Source organism: Halobacterium sp. KA-4, assembly GCF_021028995.1.
GTDB lineage: Archaea > Halobacteriota > Halobacteria > Halobacteriales > Halobacteriaceae > Halobacterium.
In genome coordinates, this window is the sequence record NZ_JAJJZG010000001.1 from 226,867 (window position 1) to 240,859 (window position 13,993).

Below are 13,993 nucleotides of genomic sequence, written 5' to 3' on the forward strand. Positions count from 1 at the left end.
AGCGTACACGAGTCTGCGCGGTGGTAAAAACGTCCCGGGTCGAAACACGCCGAAATCGTCCGCGAGCTCACACGAACCGCCGGTTTCGTCAGACGCTCGTGTGCCAGTAGGAGACCGACGCGAGCGAGCGGCCGACCGGCGTCTCGCCGATGGCCGTGTCCGCGCGCCGAATCGGGCCGGCAATCCAGTCCGGGACTTTGCGGTAGAACCCGTACGGGACGACGAAGTCGTGTTCGTCCCGCACGAGGTCCAGACCGGCTTCGTCGACGAGCCCGCGGACCTCGCTGTCGCCGTACAGCCGCGACCCCATCGGGAGCAGCCAGTTGTACAGCGAGCGCGTGCTGAACCGATTGAACGTGTCGAAGAACACGGTGTCTTTGGAGACGCGAGCCATCTCCGTGAGGAACTTCGCCGGCGTGTCCGCAAGGTGGAAGAATCGCATCGCGAACACGGTGTCGAAGTGGTCGTCCGGGAACGGGAGTCGGCCGGCGTCGCCGCGCATGAAGTCGATGGTGTCGGTGACGTCCGCGCGCTGGGCCTTCTCGCGGCCCTTCTGGAGCATCGGCCCGGAGATGTCCAGCCCCGTGATGTCCGCGCCGCGCTCGGCGAGCATCACGGTGAAGCGGCCGGTACCACACGCGATTTCGAGGACCCGCTGGTCCTCGACCGGCCCCACCGCGTTGAGGACGGCCTGTTTCTCCCGTCGGTCGATGAGCCGGCCGCCACGGGAGAATCGCTTCTCGTCGTACTCCTCCGCGACCTCCGTGGCCTGGTACCACTCCTGTCCCTTCACGCTTCTCGATTGCACTTCGGAGACGGGTGGTTAAAACCGTACTGGAAAACACGCGACGAACACCGGTACCACGACGTGAACGCGCGCCGCCCCGAGAGAACGACCCCAGGTGGCCCCGCTCGCAGCGCCATTATACGATATAAGGTGTATAGTCCCACGGGTAGACAACCTTTACCTCCCTCAGTATGTGAGGGATTTCCATGAGCACGTCCGCCACGGAACACGGGTCACTCATTCAGGACGACGAAGAATTCCGCGAGCGCCTCCGCGAGCTCCCGCCGAGCGCGAAACTCGTCGCGAAGGTCCTCGAAATCGACGCGCCGCTCTCGCAGGGCCAGCTCGCCGAGGAGTCCTTGCTCCCGGACCGCACCGTCCGGTACGCGCTCAACCGCCTCGACGACGCGGGCCTCGTCGGCTCCCGCTACAGCTTCCAGGACGCCCGCAAGCAAGTGTACTTCCTCGACGACTAACCGCCGGCTTTTCCTCGCAGGTCTCGTCTCTGCACCCGTGATAGCGCGCTACGCCGTTCCAGTCGAAGCGCCGGTTCCCGGTGGCGCGACGAACGCCTACGTCCTCGGCGACGACGAGCGCTTGCTCGTCGACCCCGCCGCTCGCACGCCCGACCTCGACGACCCCGCCAACGAAGTCGACCACGTCGCCGTTACGCACACGCACCCCGACCACGTCGACGCCGTCGCCGACTACGCGGCCGAATCCGACGCGACCGTCTGGGCGCACGCGACGTTCGCGGAGCGCTTCGCGGACGCGGCCGGCGTCGAACCCGACCGACTGTTCCGCCCCGGCGGCACCATCGCCGACACCGGCGTCTCCGTGATGGCGATGCCCGGCCACGCCCCCGACCACGTCGCGTTCGTCGCGGACGACGAAGCCGTGACCGGCGACCTCGTGTTCGCGGCCGGCAGCGTCTTCGTCGGCACGCCGGACGGCGACGTGCGCACGTACCTCGCGTCCCTGCGCCGCCTGCTCGCCCGCGACTTCGACACCCTCTACCCCGGCCACGGCGACTCCATCGAGAATCCCGACGAGCGCATCCGCGAGACGTACTTCCACCGCCGCGACCGCGAGCGCCGCGTCCGCGCCGCCGTCGAGTCCGGCGCCGAAACCGTCGACGAGATTCTCGACGTCGCCTACGAGAAAGCGCTCGGCGACGCCCGCAGCCTCGCCACGAAGGTCGTCCGCGCACACCTCCAGAAGCTCGCCCTCGAGGGGCACGTCGAGTGGGACGGCGAACGCGCCCGCTCGCCAGCCGACCAGCAGTAGCCAGCGAACCAGCCGGTAGGGTGGAAATGAGAACTAGCCGACAGGGTGGGAAATCCGAAAGGGGCCGACCGGTCGCGGTCGCTCGCGACGCAAGGACCGCAGGCCGGAGGCCGAGGACCGCAGCGAGTGAGCGGCCGCGAGCGGGAGGGGGCTTTCGAGGTGTCGTAGATGGAGCGAGACGCACAGGAGAAAATAGACCAACCGATACCTAGCCCGCGAATCTTTTCCGCACTCGCTGCCAACCCACGGCCATGGAGGAGCTCGAAGTCGAACTCGAACGCGCACGGGACCTCGACGTGTCCGAGTTGGCGGACGCCATCGAGGCCATCGGCTTCGAGTGCACGCGGTGTGGGGCGTGCTGTAAGAGCGAGGACGACGACCCGCACACGGCGACCGTGTTCCCCGACGAAGTCCGGGAGTTAGAGGACGCAACCGACCGGGATTGGCGCGAGATTGCGCGTCCGATGCCGTACGGGCTCGACGAGGACGGCACGGGCGAGACGTTCGAGTGGGCGCTCCAGACCGCTGCCTGCGGGGACTGCACGTTCTACGAGGAGGACGAGGACGGAACAGGAGCGTGCACAGTCCACGACAGCCGGCCGCTCATCTGCGAGACGTACCCGTTCAGCGTCGCGCTCGGCGGGACGAGCCAGCCGATGGGCGAAGCGGTGGACGAGGCGGGAATGGTGCGCGCTCACGAATGCGAGGGACTCGGGCGGGATATCTCCCGCGAGGACGCCGAATCGCTGGCGGCAGCCCTGAAGGAGCGGGCGGTGCGCGACATCGAGGAGGCTATCGCGGTCCGGGACAACTACGAGCCCACGAACCCCGGACCCGACGAGACGGTCGTGCACGACTCCGAGGGCGCGAAACGCCCGGACGGGACGGCCTACGAGGGTTGAGTCGGTGGTCGTCGCGTGGCGGGGCCGTGGCAACGATTAAGTCACGGGGCCGACACGCACGAATGGAGGCCCGTCATGGAAATCTCTGACCAACTCCTCTGTCTGTTCAGTGCGGAAGTGACTGTCAAGGACGACGAGTACGTCGTCGAAATCCCGCGGAGCGAAGTCGAAGCCGGCTCCGTCGAACCCGGCGACGTCTACCGCGTCGCGCTCATCTCGCAGGCCGAAGCCGAGACCGGGACCGAGACCGAGACGACGAGCGAGCCCGCCGAGTCCGAACCCCAGCCCCCCGTCGAGGAGGGTGAGATTCGGTACGTCGAAATCGAGGACATCGGCAAGCAGGGCGACGGCATCGCGCGCGTCGAACGCGGCTACGTCATCATCGTACCCGACGCCGAAATCGGCGAGCGCGTGAAAGTCGAAGTGACCGAAGTGAAGTCGAACTTCGCGGTCGGCGAAATCATCGAAGACGAGTACTGAGCGCCGCTCTGCTCTGCAAACCCTTTATTGCGTGAACTTCGCGAGGTCCGCGTCCTCGACGCTCGGCGCGGAGTCGTGAGGCCGGTCGACGAGCAGGTCGCCGGCCGTCGACTGCCCGATGCCGGGAATCGCCGTGAGTTCGTCCATCGACGCCTCGTTGACGTCCAACGGGTGCGGGACGCCCGTCACCGAGCGGTAGCCGTGGTCGGTGACCGCGACGTCGATGGTCTGCCCGAGTTCGCGCTCGCCGGGAATCCCCACGAGCAACGAGTACGTCCCCAACTGCCGGCCGAACGTCTTCCCGTCCTGGTGGTACTCTAGGTGGACGTCCTTGAGGAGCGTGCCCGGCGGCACCACGCGGTTCAGCATCGCGTTGTCGATGTTCTCCCGCACGTCCTGCTTGTAACGCTTGAACTGCTGTTTGTGGTCCTCGGCGAGCTGGGCGCCTGTCTCCGCCATGTCGGTGCCCTCGAACGCCATCACTTGCCGGATGTTGATTCGGCGCAACATCAGCCCCTCGTCGAGCACGCTCTGGAGGAAGCGCTTGTTGTGCGCGAACGTCTCCTCGCGCTCGCCCGTCAAGCCGTGCACGAGGTTGATGCCGGGCAGAATCTTCGGCAGCCGGTTCGTCGCCTCGTCACCCCAAGTGGGCGCGTCTTCGGGCGACTCGCCGGGCCGCCAGCCGCCGACCTCGTTGACGACGCGGACCGCCTCCAGACACTCCTCGGCGGACACGAGGAGGTTGTTCTCCTCCTGCACCACGGGGTCGGCGCTCTCCAGGCCGAACGCCGCCGTGTCGCCGGCCGTGTTGTGCTCGGCGATGATGCGGATGGCCTCCCGGGACTTCTCGGGGTAGTCCACGATGGTCACCGGGTTCATGTTGTCGAGGTGCAGCGTCTCCAGGTCGGGCGCGACCTCCCGGATGCCGCCGTAGAGCCGCCGGAGCGCGTCCGGGTTCGGCGCTTCGCCGTCCCCACCGAACGCGAGGATGTCGGCCTGCCGGCCGAGCCGGAAGTGGCGCGCGCCGTGGTCGTAGAGGTTCCCGACCTCCCGCACGACGCTCTGTGCACTCCGGAACCCGGGGTCGCCGTACATCGGCTCCGTACAGAACGAACAGCGGTACGCGCAGCCACGCGACGTCTCCATCTCGCAGATGAGGTAGTCGGGGTAGTTCGGGTGCTGCTCGACGACGAACGCGCCCTTCGCGCCCCAGCGGTCGATTTCCTCGTTGTCGCGGTAGCGGTCCTCGAACCCTTCGAGGCCGTTGTCCACGAGGTCGTAGACGGCGGCCTCGACGTCCGCCATCGCGAGGAAGTCGAAGTCGAGATCCGATCGCTCCATCTCCTGGGCGCCCGCGTTCTCCTCGCCGACGCCGAACCGCACGGGCCCGCCCATGATGCTCGTGCCCTCCGCGACCCACGCCATCTCGCGGACTTCGTCGGGTTCGGCGGGCGTCCCACCGACGTACTTCCCGGGAACGGTCATCCCGCCGACGTAGACGAAGAGGTCGGCGTCGGCGACGTCATTGAACTTCGACTTGTCCTCGCGGAGTTCGTCGATTGTGTGGTACGTAATGCGGTCCTCGGGGACGCCGGCATCCACGAGCGCGCCGGCCGCGTACCGCGGATACGTGGAGATGTACGGCGGCACCCCGAAGTGCGCCGGCTCGTCGACGTAGCCGTCGACGAGCGTCACGTCCAACTCCGCGGGGTCAATCATACACCAGCGTTGGGCTTCGACGCGTAAGAACGTAACTACACGTAGATGCGGCCCTCGACGTTGCTCGTACCGTAGTCGAACTCGCCGACGTTTCGATACGCGGCAGCTGCGGCGGCCAGGCTGTCGAGCGCGTCGCCTTCGGCATCCTCGACGATTCGCTCGCGGACTGTGGGGTGAACGGAGAGAGCGGCACGTTCCGTGAGCCCCGCCAAATTCCGTTCGCGACGGCGTTGCTCGCCTGGGTCGTTACCCTTGTATCCCTCTCGGTAGAGTCCGAGCACGTCCAGCGTCGCAGCGGGGTAGACTTCCGCGACGACCGGCCTACTGCCACGCTCGTCGAAGGGAACAACCGTCGTCGCGTCGTGGATTTCCGCGAGTACGTCCGCCATCCCGTGGTACGCCTGCGCGTTCACGAAGAAGTGGTAGGGGGAGAACGCGCCCCACTCAGCGTCGGTCTCGCGCTTCAGGTAGGTGCCGTCGGTGTGCTCGCGCGCCCACTCGGCACACGCCTCGGCGTACGCGTCGGCGTCCGCACAGTCCGCGACGCCGTCGAGGACGCCCTCCCACGTGCCGGCGTCGAACGCGCCGCGCGCAACCCGCTCCGGGACCGAGAACGGGAAGTCGAATCCGGCGACCGACTCGGACGCTCGGGATTCGACGAACGAGACCAGCGCGTCGAGCGTGGCTTCGCGGTTCGTCGTCGGCGTATTGGAGTAGTGCGATTCGAGGGCCTCTACCGCGGGACGACAGCGAACGAGCGTCGGGTTGTCGTCGGTCACGTCTAGCTCCGAGACCCAGATGTTCTCGCCGGCCTCGCGCGCACCGCTGAAGTCCACGCCGTAGACGGTCTCGAAGCCCATACCTCAACACGCTGCGGGTCAAACAAAACCGTTCTCCCGCTCAGTCGCCGCCCGGTGCTGGTACAGCAGGCAGCCCGCGAGCACGAGCCACGCGCCAATCGTCGGCGGGAGCACGAACGAGAACAGGCCAGTCGCTGCGTCCCGGAGGACGCTGGCAGCACCCGAGGGAAGCATGGTTGTCACCGTGACGACGCTCGCCCACGTGACCGGGACCAATAGCAGGAGCGCGCCGGCGAGGAAGAGTCGCCGCGGCCACCCGTCGTCGAGCACGTAGAGCAGCGGGAGCAGCGGAAATAGGACGAGAATAACGTAGAACGGTTCCAGCGGGAGCAACAGGAGCGTGGCGAGCAGCGTACCTTGGAGTGCGACGAGCCGACTTCGAACGTCCGCGACCACGCGGTTCACGCCGACGTAGACGGGCGCGAGGACGAGCGCGCCGACCGGCAGCAGCCACGACGAGGAGAGCCCGGGCGCGAGCACGGCCAACTGCCGGCGAATCGTGACGAACGGAGCATCCGGGTCGGGGCCGCCGGCGAACGACGCGACCGTGGTCTCGCCCGCGAGCGTCTCGGTGACGTACGTGACCGAGGCGTCCGGGCCGAAGACGAGCAGGCCCACGGCGAGGCCAGCGAGCCCCGTCGCGGTCGCGGCGGCGATGGCGCGCCACGCGCGCCGGCGGAGCAGCCAGACGCCCACGAGAGCGGGGAACAGCTTCACGAGCGCGACCAGCCCGAACGCCGCGCCGGCGGCCGCGTCGCGGTCGCGTTCGAGGAGGACGGCGCCGCCCGCGAGGCCGAGCGCGAGCAGCGGGTTCACCTGGCCCATGACGAGGTTGACGCCGACGGGGCCGACGAGGAAGACGGTGGTCGCGAGAAGCACGCGGTCGAATCGGGCCAGCGCGACGCCCTCGCGTTCGACCGTACGAATCACGAGCACGGCGAGCGCCGCGAGCGCGGCGAGGTTCAGGAGCCACTGGAGCGCGTACGCGAGCATCGGATCGCCGAGCGCGGCGTGCGGGACGAACGCGAGCACGACTGCGGGTGGGTACCGGAAGCCGGCCTGCCCGAGTGGGTTGACGGCGTAGAAGTCGGCGCCACGGAGCGCGGCGCGCGCCGAGTAGTAGTAGACGTCCGTCGCGAGCGCGACCTGCTCGGGGTTGCGCAGCGGGAACAGGACGGTGTTCACGAGGCCCGCGAGCACGCTGGCGAGGAGGACGAGTCGGGGCGCGCGGACCGAAGGCATGACTCACGCACCGACGCCGCAGTACTTTCGTCTTGTGGAGGCGGCTGCCAGCAGTCGTTCTCACCGCGGCCCGCCCCTTTTTGCACTCGCCGCTCCAACGACCGCGTATGCCCGCTACTGAGGAACTGAAGTGCACGAGCGACGACTGCGAGTTGGACATGTTCGAGAACCACTACACGTACGACGTCAGCGAGGACCTCACCATCGAGGACCTGCAGTGTCCGCTGTGTGGTGGTACCGACTGCCTGGAGCGCATCGAATTATGAGGGCACGCGAGTTCGCAGAGAGCGTCGGCGACGCCGTCTTCGAGCGGCTGGGCCGCGCGGCCTCCCAGATGCAGGAGGAGTCGCCGCTGCCGGTGGACGTCCTCGAGAGCGACGACGAGTACCTCGTGGTGTTCGACGCGCCGGGCGCGACCGCCAGCGACGTGCAGGTGAACTACGTTGGCGGCGCGGTCGAGGTCCGCGTCGACCGGTTCCGGGAGTTCCGCGACGGCTTCGAGATGGTGTTCCCGGGTCGCGGCCTGAAACTCGACGGCCGCGCCGAACTCCCCGAGGACGCCGTCGTTGACGCCGACGAGGCGCGTGCGGAACTGCGCGACAACGGTGCGCTGTACGTCTTCCTCCCGAAGGGCGAACCCGAGGGCACCGAAGTGGACGTGACGACGCCGGACGACGCGGACGAAGACGAGGAGTAGCGCGCCTCACTCGACGGTCATTCCTTCGACGACCTCGAACACTTCGTCGCCGTCGAAGCGCGTCGGGTCGAACGCGGGGACGCCCTCGCCGCCCAGGATTTCTGCTGCGACTGCTTCGCCGGTCGCTGGCGCGCGCATGAAGCCGTGGCCCTGCCAGCCGGCCGCGACGTAGAGGCCGTCGGCGAGTTCGCCGAGCAGCGGGTCGCGGTCCGGCGTAGCAGTGCAGAGTCCCGCCCACGCACGGCGAACGTCGGACTCGTAGCCCGGAATGCGGTCGGCGAGTCGCTCGCGCATCGCGTCCACGAACCAGTCGTCGCCGTCGCGGTCGTACGTCCCGGGGTCGGCTTCGACCTCCTCGGTGCCGTCGCCAGCGAGCACGCCCTCGGAGTGTGGGCGCGCGTAGTAGCCCTCCGTGGCGTCGTAGAGCGTCGGAATCTCCCCGGAGAAGTCCGCGGTGAGCGCCTGCACGCGGTACGGCTTCAGCGGAATCGAGACGCCGGCGTCAGCGAGCACGCGGGCGGTGTGCGCGCCGGCGGCAACGAGCACGGCGTCGTAGTCAGTCCCGTTCACGCGCGGCGGGTCGAGCGCGATGCTCGCGGCCGCGTGCTCGCGGAGGTCGACACCTTCCGCGACCGCCAATTGTGCGATAGCGTCGGCGTACGCGGCGGTGTCCGCGACCCCGGCGTTGCGCGAGATGGCGGCCTCGACCACGTCCTCGGTACGGAGCGCGGGGAACTCCGCGGCGAGGTCGTCGGGGTGTACGCGTTCGACGCGGCGGTCGTGGCGCTGCATCCCGTCGACTTGCTCGCGGATGGCGTCGGCTTTCCGGCCGGGTTCGGTGACGAACCAGAGGTACGGCGTCTCCCGAAACTCGAAGTCACCCGTGCCCGAGAGCGCGCGGAAGTGCTCGATGGCGCGCGCGGCGATGCGTGCGTCCACGTCCTCGGCGTAGGCGTCGTAGAGAATACCAGCGGCGCGGCCCGTGCTCTCGCCGGCGACCTCGCCGCGCTCGTAGACGGTGACGGATACGCCGCGCGCTGCGAGGTCGTGGGCGGCGGTCAGGCCGACCGCGCCGGCACCGACGACCGCGACGGAGCGGCCCGCGCCGCGGTCGTCCTCGGCGTCGCTGAACTCGTCCATGCGGTCGGATGCACCGCGACCGGCATAACTGCCGCGAACCGGGGAGGCCGGCGCAGTCCGTCAGTTTCACTTTCACCGTGCACGGGTGGGGTTCAAGCAGGTAGCACCGAATTACGGAAGTATGGCACTGCAGCACCGACGCCGCTCGCAGTCGACCGCCGATAGCCCCGAGCGCCGCATCGAAGTCTCGGAGATGACCGCCGCCGGCGTCGCCGCCTACGCCGACACCCACGAGGAGGCGTTCCTCGAGCGCCGCGGCGGGAAGACGTTCCTCGTCACCGTCGAGTAGCCGGCGCGTCAGTCGTCCGGGTCGACTTCGACCACTTCGGGCTCGCGGTCGGGTGGCGTCCACCCGCACGCGAGGTCGAGGAACTGCACGAGAATGCGGCCGGTCGCCCCCCAGACCGTGTAGCCGTCGACGTGGAAGAAGTGGACGATGGCTTCGCCGTACGAGGGGTGGATGCGCTTCTCGACCTCGTAGTTGTCGGGTTCCGTGAGGTCCGCCAGCGAGAGCACGACGACTTCATCGACCTCGCGTTCGTCGGGGACGAACTCGCGGTCCGGGACGCGCGCGACGAACGGCGTCACGGAGTACCCGGTGACGGTGGCGATGTCGTCGAGTTGCCCCTCGTAGGAGAGTTCTTCGGGCAGCAGGCTGATTTCCTCGTACGCTTCGCGGGCCGCCGTCTCCCGGAGGTCGTCGTCGCTCGGTTCGCGGCCGCCGCCCGGGAAGCTCATCTGCCCGGGGTGCTCACCGAGGTGGTCGGCGCGCTTCGTGAACACCAGCGCCGGGCCGTCGTCGCGCTCGACGACGGGGACGAGCACTGCGGCGTCGCGGTCCTCGTCGGTGACCCGTGCCGGCTGGTGGGCGGCGACCCGCGACAGGTCCATACCGGGGGAAGCACCGCGACACTCTTAACTCACGCGCAGTCCCGCTCACTCGGTCAGCGCCTCGCGGACGTCCGAGAGGTCGACGGGTGCCCACGCTTCCGCGTCGTAGGTCACGTCCACGAGGTAGCGTGCACGCTCATCGTCGGCGTCGGAGACGTCCGATTCGAGGCGCGCGCGCACCGCGTCAGCGAGCGTCTCGCGGTCGAGGTCTCGAGATTCGACGTCCAGAATGTGCGGGAGGTCGACCGCGTTCTCGGGGAGTTCGGGGAACGCGACCGGGCCCGGGACGAGCACGCGGTCGCCGTCCTCGCGGTCGACGGCCACGAGGTAGTACTCGCGGAGCGCGTCCATCACGGCCTCGTCGGCGGCGTCGGCGTCGAAGTCGTCGCCGCGCTTGAACGCCAGTTCTTCGAGCGCGTCGTGGAGTTCGTCTCGGGTGAGCGCGCCGAAGAGGTCCACGACGCCCGCGAGTTCGTCGCCGTTCACGGCTCCCCGTCGGTCGCGGAGTCGCTTGAATCTCCCGCTGCCGCGGCGGCCTCCTCGGCGTCCGCGGCGGCCGCCGCAGCCACGTCGTCGGCGTCGAGGCTGGTGTCGGTCCACGCCGGGAGCCGCGCGTCCGCGCCGGGTTCGCCGATGGCGTCGGCGTACGTCCGCGTCTGCGCGCGTTCCTGTTCGCCGTCGTAGTCGAGGTCGTTGAACGCGGCGTCCGCGCCGTACGCTCGCACGAACCGGTCGGCCGCGTCGAGGTAGCGCTCGGCGAGCGCGTCGTAGTCCACGTCCACGCCCGCGTCCTCGACGGCGCGGAACAGCGCCGCGCCGACGCCCTCGCTCATCTCCGAGAGCCCCGTGGGGCCGGAGACCGCGCGGTGGTCGTGCTCGTAGCGCCCCAAATCTACCTGTGCCGCGCCGTCCGCGCCGGCGAGCCGGAACGCCTCGCCGAGCGTGCCGACTTCCAGCCCCCAACGCCGCTGGACGCGCAGGCCGCGAGCCATATCCGCGGTCATCGCGCACTCGCCGGCGAGCGCGTACCGGAACGCCCCGAGGAAGTCCAGCACCTCGTGGTCGTGGCTGTCAGCGAGCGCGTCCACGAGCGGCTCGTAGAACAGGCGAAACAGCCGGCCGTAGAGCCGGTCGTTCTCGACGCGGGCGTAGTAGCCCTTCGCGAAGTCGAAGCCCTCGGCGAGCGGGAAGAGTAGTTTCCGGACGTCGCGGGTCTCGTACGTGGTCGTGTCGGCGTCGTGGACGACGACGTAGTCGTGGCGCGCGGCGACCCCGAGCGCCAGCCAGACGTCCCGGCCCTTCCCGCGCTCGCCTGCGAGTCCCGCGTCGTCGAGCAAGCCTTCGACGCGAGGGCCGTCACACCAGAGCACGGTGAGTGGCACGTCGAATTCGGCGAGCCAGTCGCGGAACTCGGGGACGCGTTCGGCGGGCGCGCGCAGCGGTACGACGACCTCCGCGGGGTCGACGCGTTCGAGTTCGGAGAACACGCGCTCCGGGGCGAGGCCGGCGTACTCGCGGTCGGTCATCGGGACGACGACGGCCGCCCGGCCCGTCGGCGCGTCCGGGTCGGCGTCGCCGTAGTCGTGGAGCGTCGCCACGCGCTCCTGCGTGTAGTCCATACCCTCGCTCGGCGCGCCGGCGGGAACTAACTTGCGCCAGCGGGCAGCCGGCCGCCGCGGTAGAGCACCACGAGGACGACGAGGAGCGCGGCGAGCGCGACGCCCGCGACCTGGAAGACGCCGTCGTAGGCGAAGCCGGCGCCCACCAGCGACCCGATGACGACGCTCCCCATCGCCTGCACGACCATCATCACTGAACTGTAGCCGGCGTACGCGCTCGCGCGGTCGCTGTCCGGCAGGCTGTCGAGGAGGAACGTGTCGATGGCGGGGAAGAGGCTGTGGACCGCGTACCCGAGCACCACGGAGACGGCGGCGACGCCGACCACGCCGTCGACGAGCGTCATCGCGAGCAGCGACGCGATGAAGCCCCCGAGCACCGCGAGCATCAGCGGGACGTGGCGGAACCGGTCGGCGAGCCGGCCGGTGTACCAGAACGCCGGCACGCCCGCCGCGAACACCACCGTGAGGAGGGTTTCTGCAGTGCTGCTCGGGATGTTCTTGGTCTCGGTGAGGTACTTGATGTAGAAGTTGAAGAAGCCGTTCCAGACGAGGCCCGCGACGCCGACGATGACGACGCCGAGCACGACGATACGGTACTGGCGGCGAATCGCGCCGAGCAGGTCGCGGTCGGCGGCGCCCGCCTCCGGGAGGTCCGTACGGCCCGCGAGCACGTAGATGACGACCGTAACGACGACCGCGGCCGCGGACAGTAGATAGAACGGCGCGCGCCACGAGTAGAACGCGAGGAGGACGCGGCCGACGAGCACGGGCGCGAGCGCGGCCGCCAACTGCGAGGCGGTGCCGTGGACGCCGACGACGCGGCCGACGCGCTCGGGGAACAGTTCGCTGATGAGCGGGTTCGCGGCGACGAAGTACACGCCCGACGCGAGGCCGACAAGGAACGCCCCGACCATCACGAATTCGATGGAGGGCGCGAACGTCATCCCCGCGGAGGACACCGCCAGCAACGCGCCCGTGCCGAGGACGACGTGGTGGCGGTCGACACGCGTCAGCAGCCAGCCGGTCGGCAGCCGCGGGAGCGCGCTCCCCAGCCACGCTAGCGTCGCCACCAGCCCGACGGCGGCGTCGGTCGCGAGGAAGTCCGCTTGCAGGGGCGCGACCAGCGGCGCGAACACGACGCGCCCGAAATTCACGAGGAACACGAGCGCGCACAGCGAGCCGAACAGCCGGACGCGGCGCGCGTCACTGGCGGACGTAGTGGACACGGGCGGACTTGACGGGCCCCGAGGTCAATTCTTGTGGTTCTACTCGAAGACCGCGTCGAAGGCGTCCGCACCCAGCGGCTCGAACGTCCCGGCAGCGATGTTCTCGCGGACGTGCTCGGGGCTGGTCGTGCCGGCGAGCGCGGACGTGACGCCGGGCGCGCTGCGCGCGAAGTTCAGGCCCTGCTGGGCGAGCGTGTCGCCGTCGAGTTTCTCCTCGACGTCGTCGGGCAGCCCCTCCAGGACTTGCCCCTGCGCGAGGCTCGCGGACGTGAACACGTTCAATCCGGCCTCGTGAGCGTACCACAGCACGCTCTGGTCGCCCTCCGGCCCCTCTTGGGATTTGACGGTGAACGCGTCCGCCATGAAGACGTTGAACGGCACCTGAATCGCGCGCAGGTGCGTCGCCGTGTTCCCGACGGTCTTGGCTGCCGACCGCGCCCGCGAGATGATTTCGCCGAGGTCGAGGAAGTGGTCGTGGGTGCGCGGCACGCGGAACGCCTCCCACGTCGCCACGCCGTAGTGCTCGATGTCGCCCGCAGCGACGCGCTCCTCCAGGCGCTCGAACGTCGCCTCCAGTTGGTCGTAGACCGCGCCGGAGAGCCGCGCGTCCAGTTGCGTCTCGGGGTTGTGGACGTAGTAGAGGTCGATTTTGTCCACGCCGAGGTTTCGGAGCGAGCGGTCCAACTGGTCCTCGATGAAGCCGGGCGCGATGGCGTGGCTGCCGTGCGCGAGGTCGTCGGCGTCCAGAATCCCGCTGTCGACGTACTCCTCGGCGACGAACCCGCCCGGATTCTCGGGCCGGGACTCGTCGAACGGCACGAACCCGCCCTTCGTCGCGAGGAACACTTCCTCGCGGTCCACGTCGGCGTCGTCGAGCGCGCGCCCGACGACTCGCTCGCTGCGCTGGTGGCGGTAGTTGATGGCCGTGTCCACGACGTTGCAGCCGCCCTCGACGGCCGCCCGAATCGTCTCGTAGTAGGCGTCGTCGACGTCGTCGGTCGGCTCGCCGAGGTACGTGCCGAGCCCGACGCTGGAGACCGCGCGGTCGCGTACGCTCCGGAAGTACGTCCGCGCCTTGTCCTCGCTGAAGCGCTCCTTGTACTGGAACGTCCCGTCAGCAGTAGCCATACCGGGCCTTCGCCG

Annotated in this window: 17 protein-coding genes; 7 read left to right on the plus strand and 10 right to left on the minus strand. The window is 69.1% G+C overall.

Annotated features, from left to right (window positions below):
• Window positions 1-88: 88 nt before the first annotated feature.
• Window positions 89-793: a class I SAM-dependent methyltransferase gene (locus LPA44_RS01205; protein ID WP_230887777.1), complete on the minus strand. Its 705-nt coding sequence runs from the start codon at window positions 791-793 to the stop codon at window positions 89-91.
• 200 nt (window positions 794-993) lie between these two features.
• Between LPA44_RS01205 and LPA44_RS01210 the strand changes: the two genes are divergently transcribed.
• From LPA44_RS01210 to LPA44_RS01225, 4 genes are all read left to right on the plus strand, one after another.
• A complete protein-coding gene (locus LPA44_RS01210; protein WP_230887778.1) occupies window positions 994-1,263 on the plus strand; it encodes a MarR family transcriptional regulator in 270 nt (89 codons plus the stop codon).
• Window positions 1,264-1,300: 37 nt separating this feature from the next.
• Window positions 1,301-2,074 carry an MBL fold metallo-hydrolase gene (locus LPA44_RS01215; protein ID WP_230887779.1) on the plus strand — a complete coding sequence of 258 codons (774 nt, stop codon included), beginning with the start codon at window positions 1,301-1,303 and terminating at the stop codon, window positions 2,072-2,074.
• Between the two features lie 251 nt (window positions 2,075-2,325).
• Entirely contained in the window at window positions 2,326-2,976 is a 651-nt protein-coding gene (locus tag LPA44_RS01220; protein ID WP_230887780.1) for a YkgJ family cysteine cluster protein, read from the plus strand.
• Window positions 2,977-3,051: 75 nt separating this feature from the next.
• Entirely contained in the window at window positions 3,052-3,456 is a 405-nt protein-coding gene (locus LPA44_RS01225) for a TRAM domain-containing protein (protein WP_058981227.1), read from the plus strand.
• Window positions 3,457-3,480: 24 nt separating this feature from the next.
• On the opposite strand, the gene LPA44_RS01230 is transcribed toward LPA44_RS01225, so the two are convergent.
• The 3 genes from LPA44_RS01230 to LPA44_RS01240 are packed head-to-tail and all read right to left on the minus strand — an operon-like array spanning window position 3,481 to window position 7,277.
• Window positions 3,481-5,175 (minus strand): radical SAM protein, encoded by a 1,695-nt coding sequence (locus tag LPA44_RS01230; protein ID WP_230887781.1) that lies wholly within the window; start codon window positions 5,173-5,175, stop codon window positions 3,481-3,483.
• A gap of 35 nt (window positions 5,176-5,210) precedes the next feature.
• A complete protein-coding gene (locus tag LPA44_RS01235; protein ID WP_230887782.1) occupies window positions 5,211-6,035 on the minus strand; it encodes a DUF429 domain-containing protein in 825 nt (274 codons plus the stop codon).
• Between the two features lie 18 nt (window positions 6,036-6,053).
• Complete coding sequence (locus tag LPA44_RS01240; RefSeq protein ID WP_230887783.1) at window positions 6,054-7,277, minus strand: glycosyltransferase family 87 protein; 1,224 nt, start codon at window positions 7,275-7,277, stop codon at window positions 6,054-6,056.
• 107 nt (window positions 7,278-7,384) lie between these two features.
• On the opposite strand from LPA44_RS01240, the gene LPA44_RS01245 reads away from it, so the two are divergent.
• A complete protein-coding gene (locus tag LPA44_RS01245; RefSeq protein WP_169793380.1) occupies window positions 7,385-7,543 on the plus strand; it encodes a DUF7559 family protein in 159 nt (52 codons plus the stop codon).
• On the plus strand, window positions 7,540-7,974 hold the full coding sequence (locus tag LPA44_RS01250; RefSeq protein ID WP_230887784.1) for an Hsp20/alpha crystallin family protein: 435 nt from the start codon (window positions 7,540-7,542) through the stop codon (window positions 7,972-7,974). The genes LPA44_RS01245 and LPA44_RS01250 overlap by 4 nt, the downstream gene beginning before the upstream one ends.
• A gap of 6 nt (window positions 7,975-7,980) precedes the next feature.
• Here the strand turns inward: LPA44_RS01250 and LPA44_RS01255 are convergent, their stop codons facing one another.
• The gene (locus LPA44_RS01255; protein WP_230887785.1) at window positions 7,981-9,114 is read right to left on the minus strand and encodes an NAD(P)/FAD-dependent oxidoreductase; all 1,134 of its coding nucleotides are present in this window, start codon (window positions 9,112-9,114) and stop codon (window positions 7,981-7,983) included.
• A 121-nt stretch (window positions 9,115-9,235) separates the two neighbouring features.
• Between LPA44_RS01255 and LPA44_RS01260 the strand changes: the two genes are divergently transcribed.
• Window positions 9,236-9,403, plus strand: a complete 168-nt coding sequence (locus tag LPA44_RS01260) for a hypothetical protein (protein WP_230887786.1) — start codon at window positions 9,236-9,238, stop codon at window positions 9,401-9,403.
• A gap of 8 nt (window positions 9,404-9,411) precedes the next feature.
• Here the strand turns inward: LPA44_RS01260 and LPA44_RS01265 are convergent, their stop codons facing one another.
• From LPA44_RS01265 to LPA44_RS01285, 5 genes are read right to left on the minus strand one after another with little or no spacing between them, the layout of a single operon-like run.
• The gene (locus LPA44_RS01265) at window positions 9,412-10,005 is read right to left on the minus strand and encodes an NUDIX hydrolase (RefSeq protein WP_230887787.1); all 594 of its coding nucleotides are present in this window, start codon (window positions 10,003-10,005) and stop codon (window positions 9,412-9,414) included.
• Window positions 10,006-10,050: 45 nt separating this feature from the next.
• A complete protein-coding gene (locus LPA44_RS01270) occupies window positions 10,051-10,491 on the minus strand; it encodes a DUF7109 family protein (protein WP_230887788.1) in 441 nt (146 codons plus the stop codon).
• Entirely contained in the window at window positions 10,488-11,624 is a 1,137-nt protein-coding gene (locus LPA44_RS01275) for a glycosyl transferase family 2 (protein WP_230887789.1), read from the minus strand. The genes LPA44_RS01270 and LPA44_RS01275 overlap by 4 nt, the downstream gene beginning before the upstream one ends.
• Window positions 11,625-11,650: 26 nt before the next feature.
• Window positions 11,651-12,850 carry an MFS transporter gene (locus LPA44_RS01280; RefSeq protein WP_230887790.1) on the minus strand — a complete coding sequence of 400 codons (1,200 nt, stop codon included), beginning with the start codon at window positions 12,848-12,850 and terminating at the stop codon, window positions 11,651-11,653.
• A 39-nt stretch (window positions 12,851-12,889) separates the two neighbouring features.
• Window positions 12,890-13,978 carry an aldo/keto reductase gene (locus LPA44_RS01285; protein ID WP_230887791.1) on the minus strand — a complete coding sequence of 363 codons (1,089 nt, stop codon included), beginning with the start codon at window positions 13,976-13,978 and terminating at the stop codon, window positions 12,890-12,892.
• Window positions 13,979-13,993 lie beyond the last annotated feature (15 nt).

What these genes read in the sequence shown, in the direction of transcription:
- LPA44_RS01210 (WP_230887778.1), top strand. Translation starts at nt 994, where the DNA reads ATGAGCACGTCCGCCACGGAACACGGGTCACTCATTCAGGACGACGAA.
- LPA44_RS01220 (WP_230887780.1), top strand. Translation starts at nt 2,326, where the DNA reads ATGGAGGAGCTCGAAGTCGAACTCGAACGCGCACGGGACCTCGACGTG.
- LPA44_RS01225 (WP_058981227.1), top strand. Translation starts at nt 3,052, where the DNA reads ATGGAAATCTCTGACCAACTCCTCTGTCTGTTCAGTGCGGAAGTGACT.
- LPA44_RS01230 (WP_230887781.1), bottom strand. Translation starts at nt 5,175, where the DNA reads ATGATTGACCCCGCGGAGTTGGACGTGACGCTCGTCGACGGCTACGTC.
- LPA44_RS01235 (WP_230887782.1), bottom strand. Translation starts at nt 6,035, where the DNA reads ATGGGCTTCGAGACCGTCTACGGCGTGGACTTCAGCGGTGCGCGCGAG.
- LPA44_RS01240 (WP_230887783.1), bottom strand. Translation starts at nt 7,277, where the DNA reads ATGCCTTCGGTCCGCGCGCCCCGACTCGTCCTCCTCGCCAGCGTGCTC.
- LPA44_RS01245 (WP_169793380.1), top strand. Translation starts at nt 7,385, where the DNA reads ATGCCCGCTACTGAGGAACTGAAGTGCACGAGCGACGACTGCGAGTTG.
- LPA44_RS01250 (WP_230887784.1), top strand. Translation starts at nt 7,540, where the DNA reads ATGAGGGCACGCGAGTTCGCAGAGAGCGTCGGCGACGCCGTCTTCGAG.
- LPA44_RS01255 (WP_230887785.1), bottom strand. Translation starts at nt 9,114, where the DNA reads ATGGACGAGTTCAGCGACGCCGAGGACGACCGCGGCGCGGGCCGCTCC.
- LPA44_RS01260 (WP_230887786.1), top strand. Translation starts at nt 9,236, where the DNA reads ATGGCACTGCAGCACCGACGCCGCTCGCAGTCGACCGCCGATAGCCCC.
- LPA44_RS01265 (WP_230887787.1), bottom strand. Translation starts at nt 10,005, where the DNA reads ATGGACCTGTCGCGGGTCGCCGCCCACCAGCCGGCACGGGTCACCGAC.
- LPA44_RS01275 (WP_230887789.1), bottom strand. Translation starts at nt 11,624, where the DNA reads ATGGACTACACGCAGGAGCGCGTGGCGACGCTCCACGACTACGGCGAC.
- LPA44_RS01285 (WP_230887791.1), bottom strand. Translation starts at nt 13,978, where the DNA reads ATGGCTACTGCTGACGGGACGTTCCAGTACAAGGAGCGCTTCAGCGAG.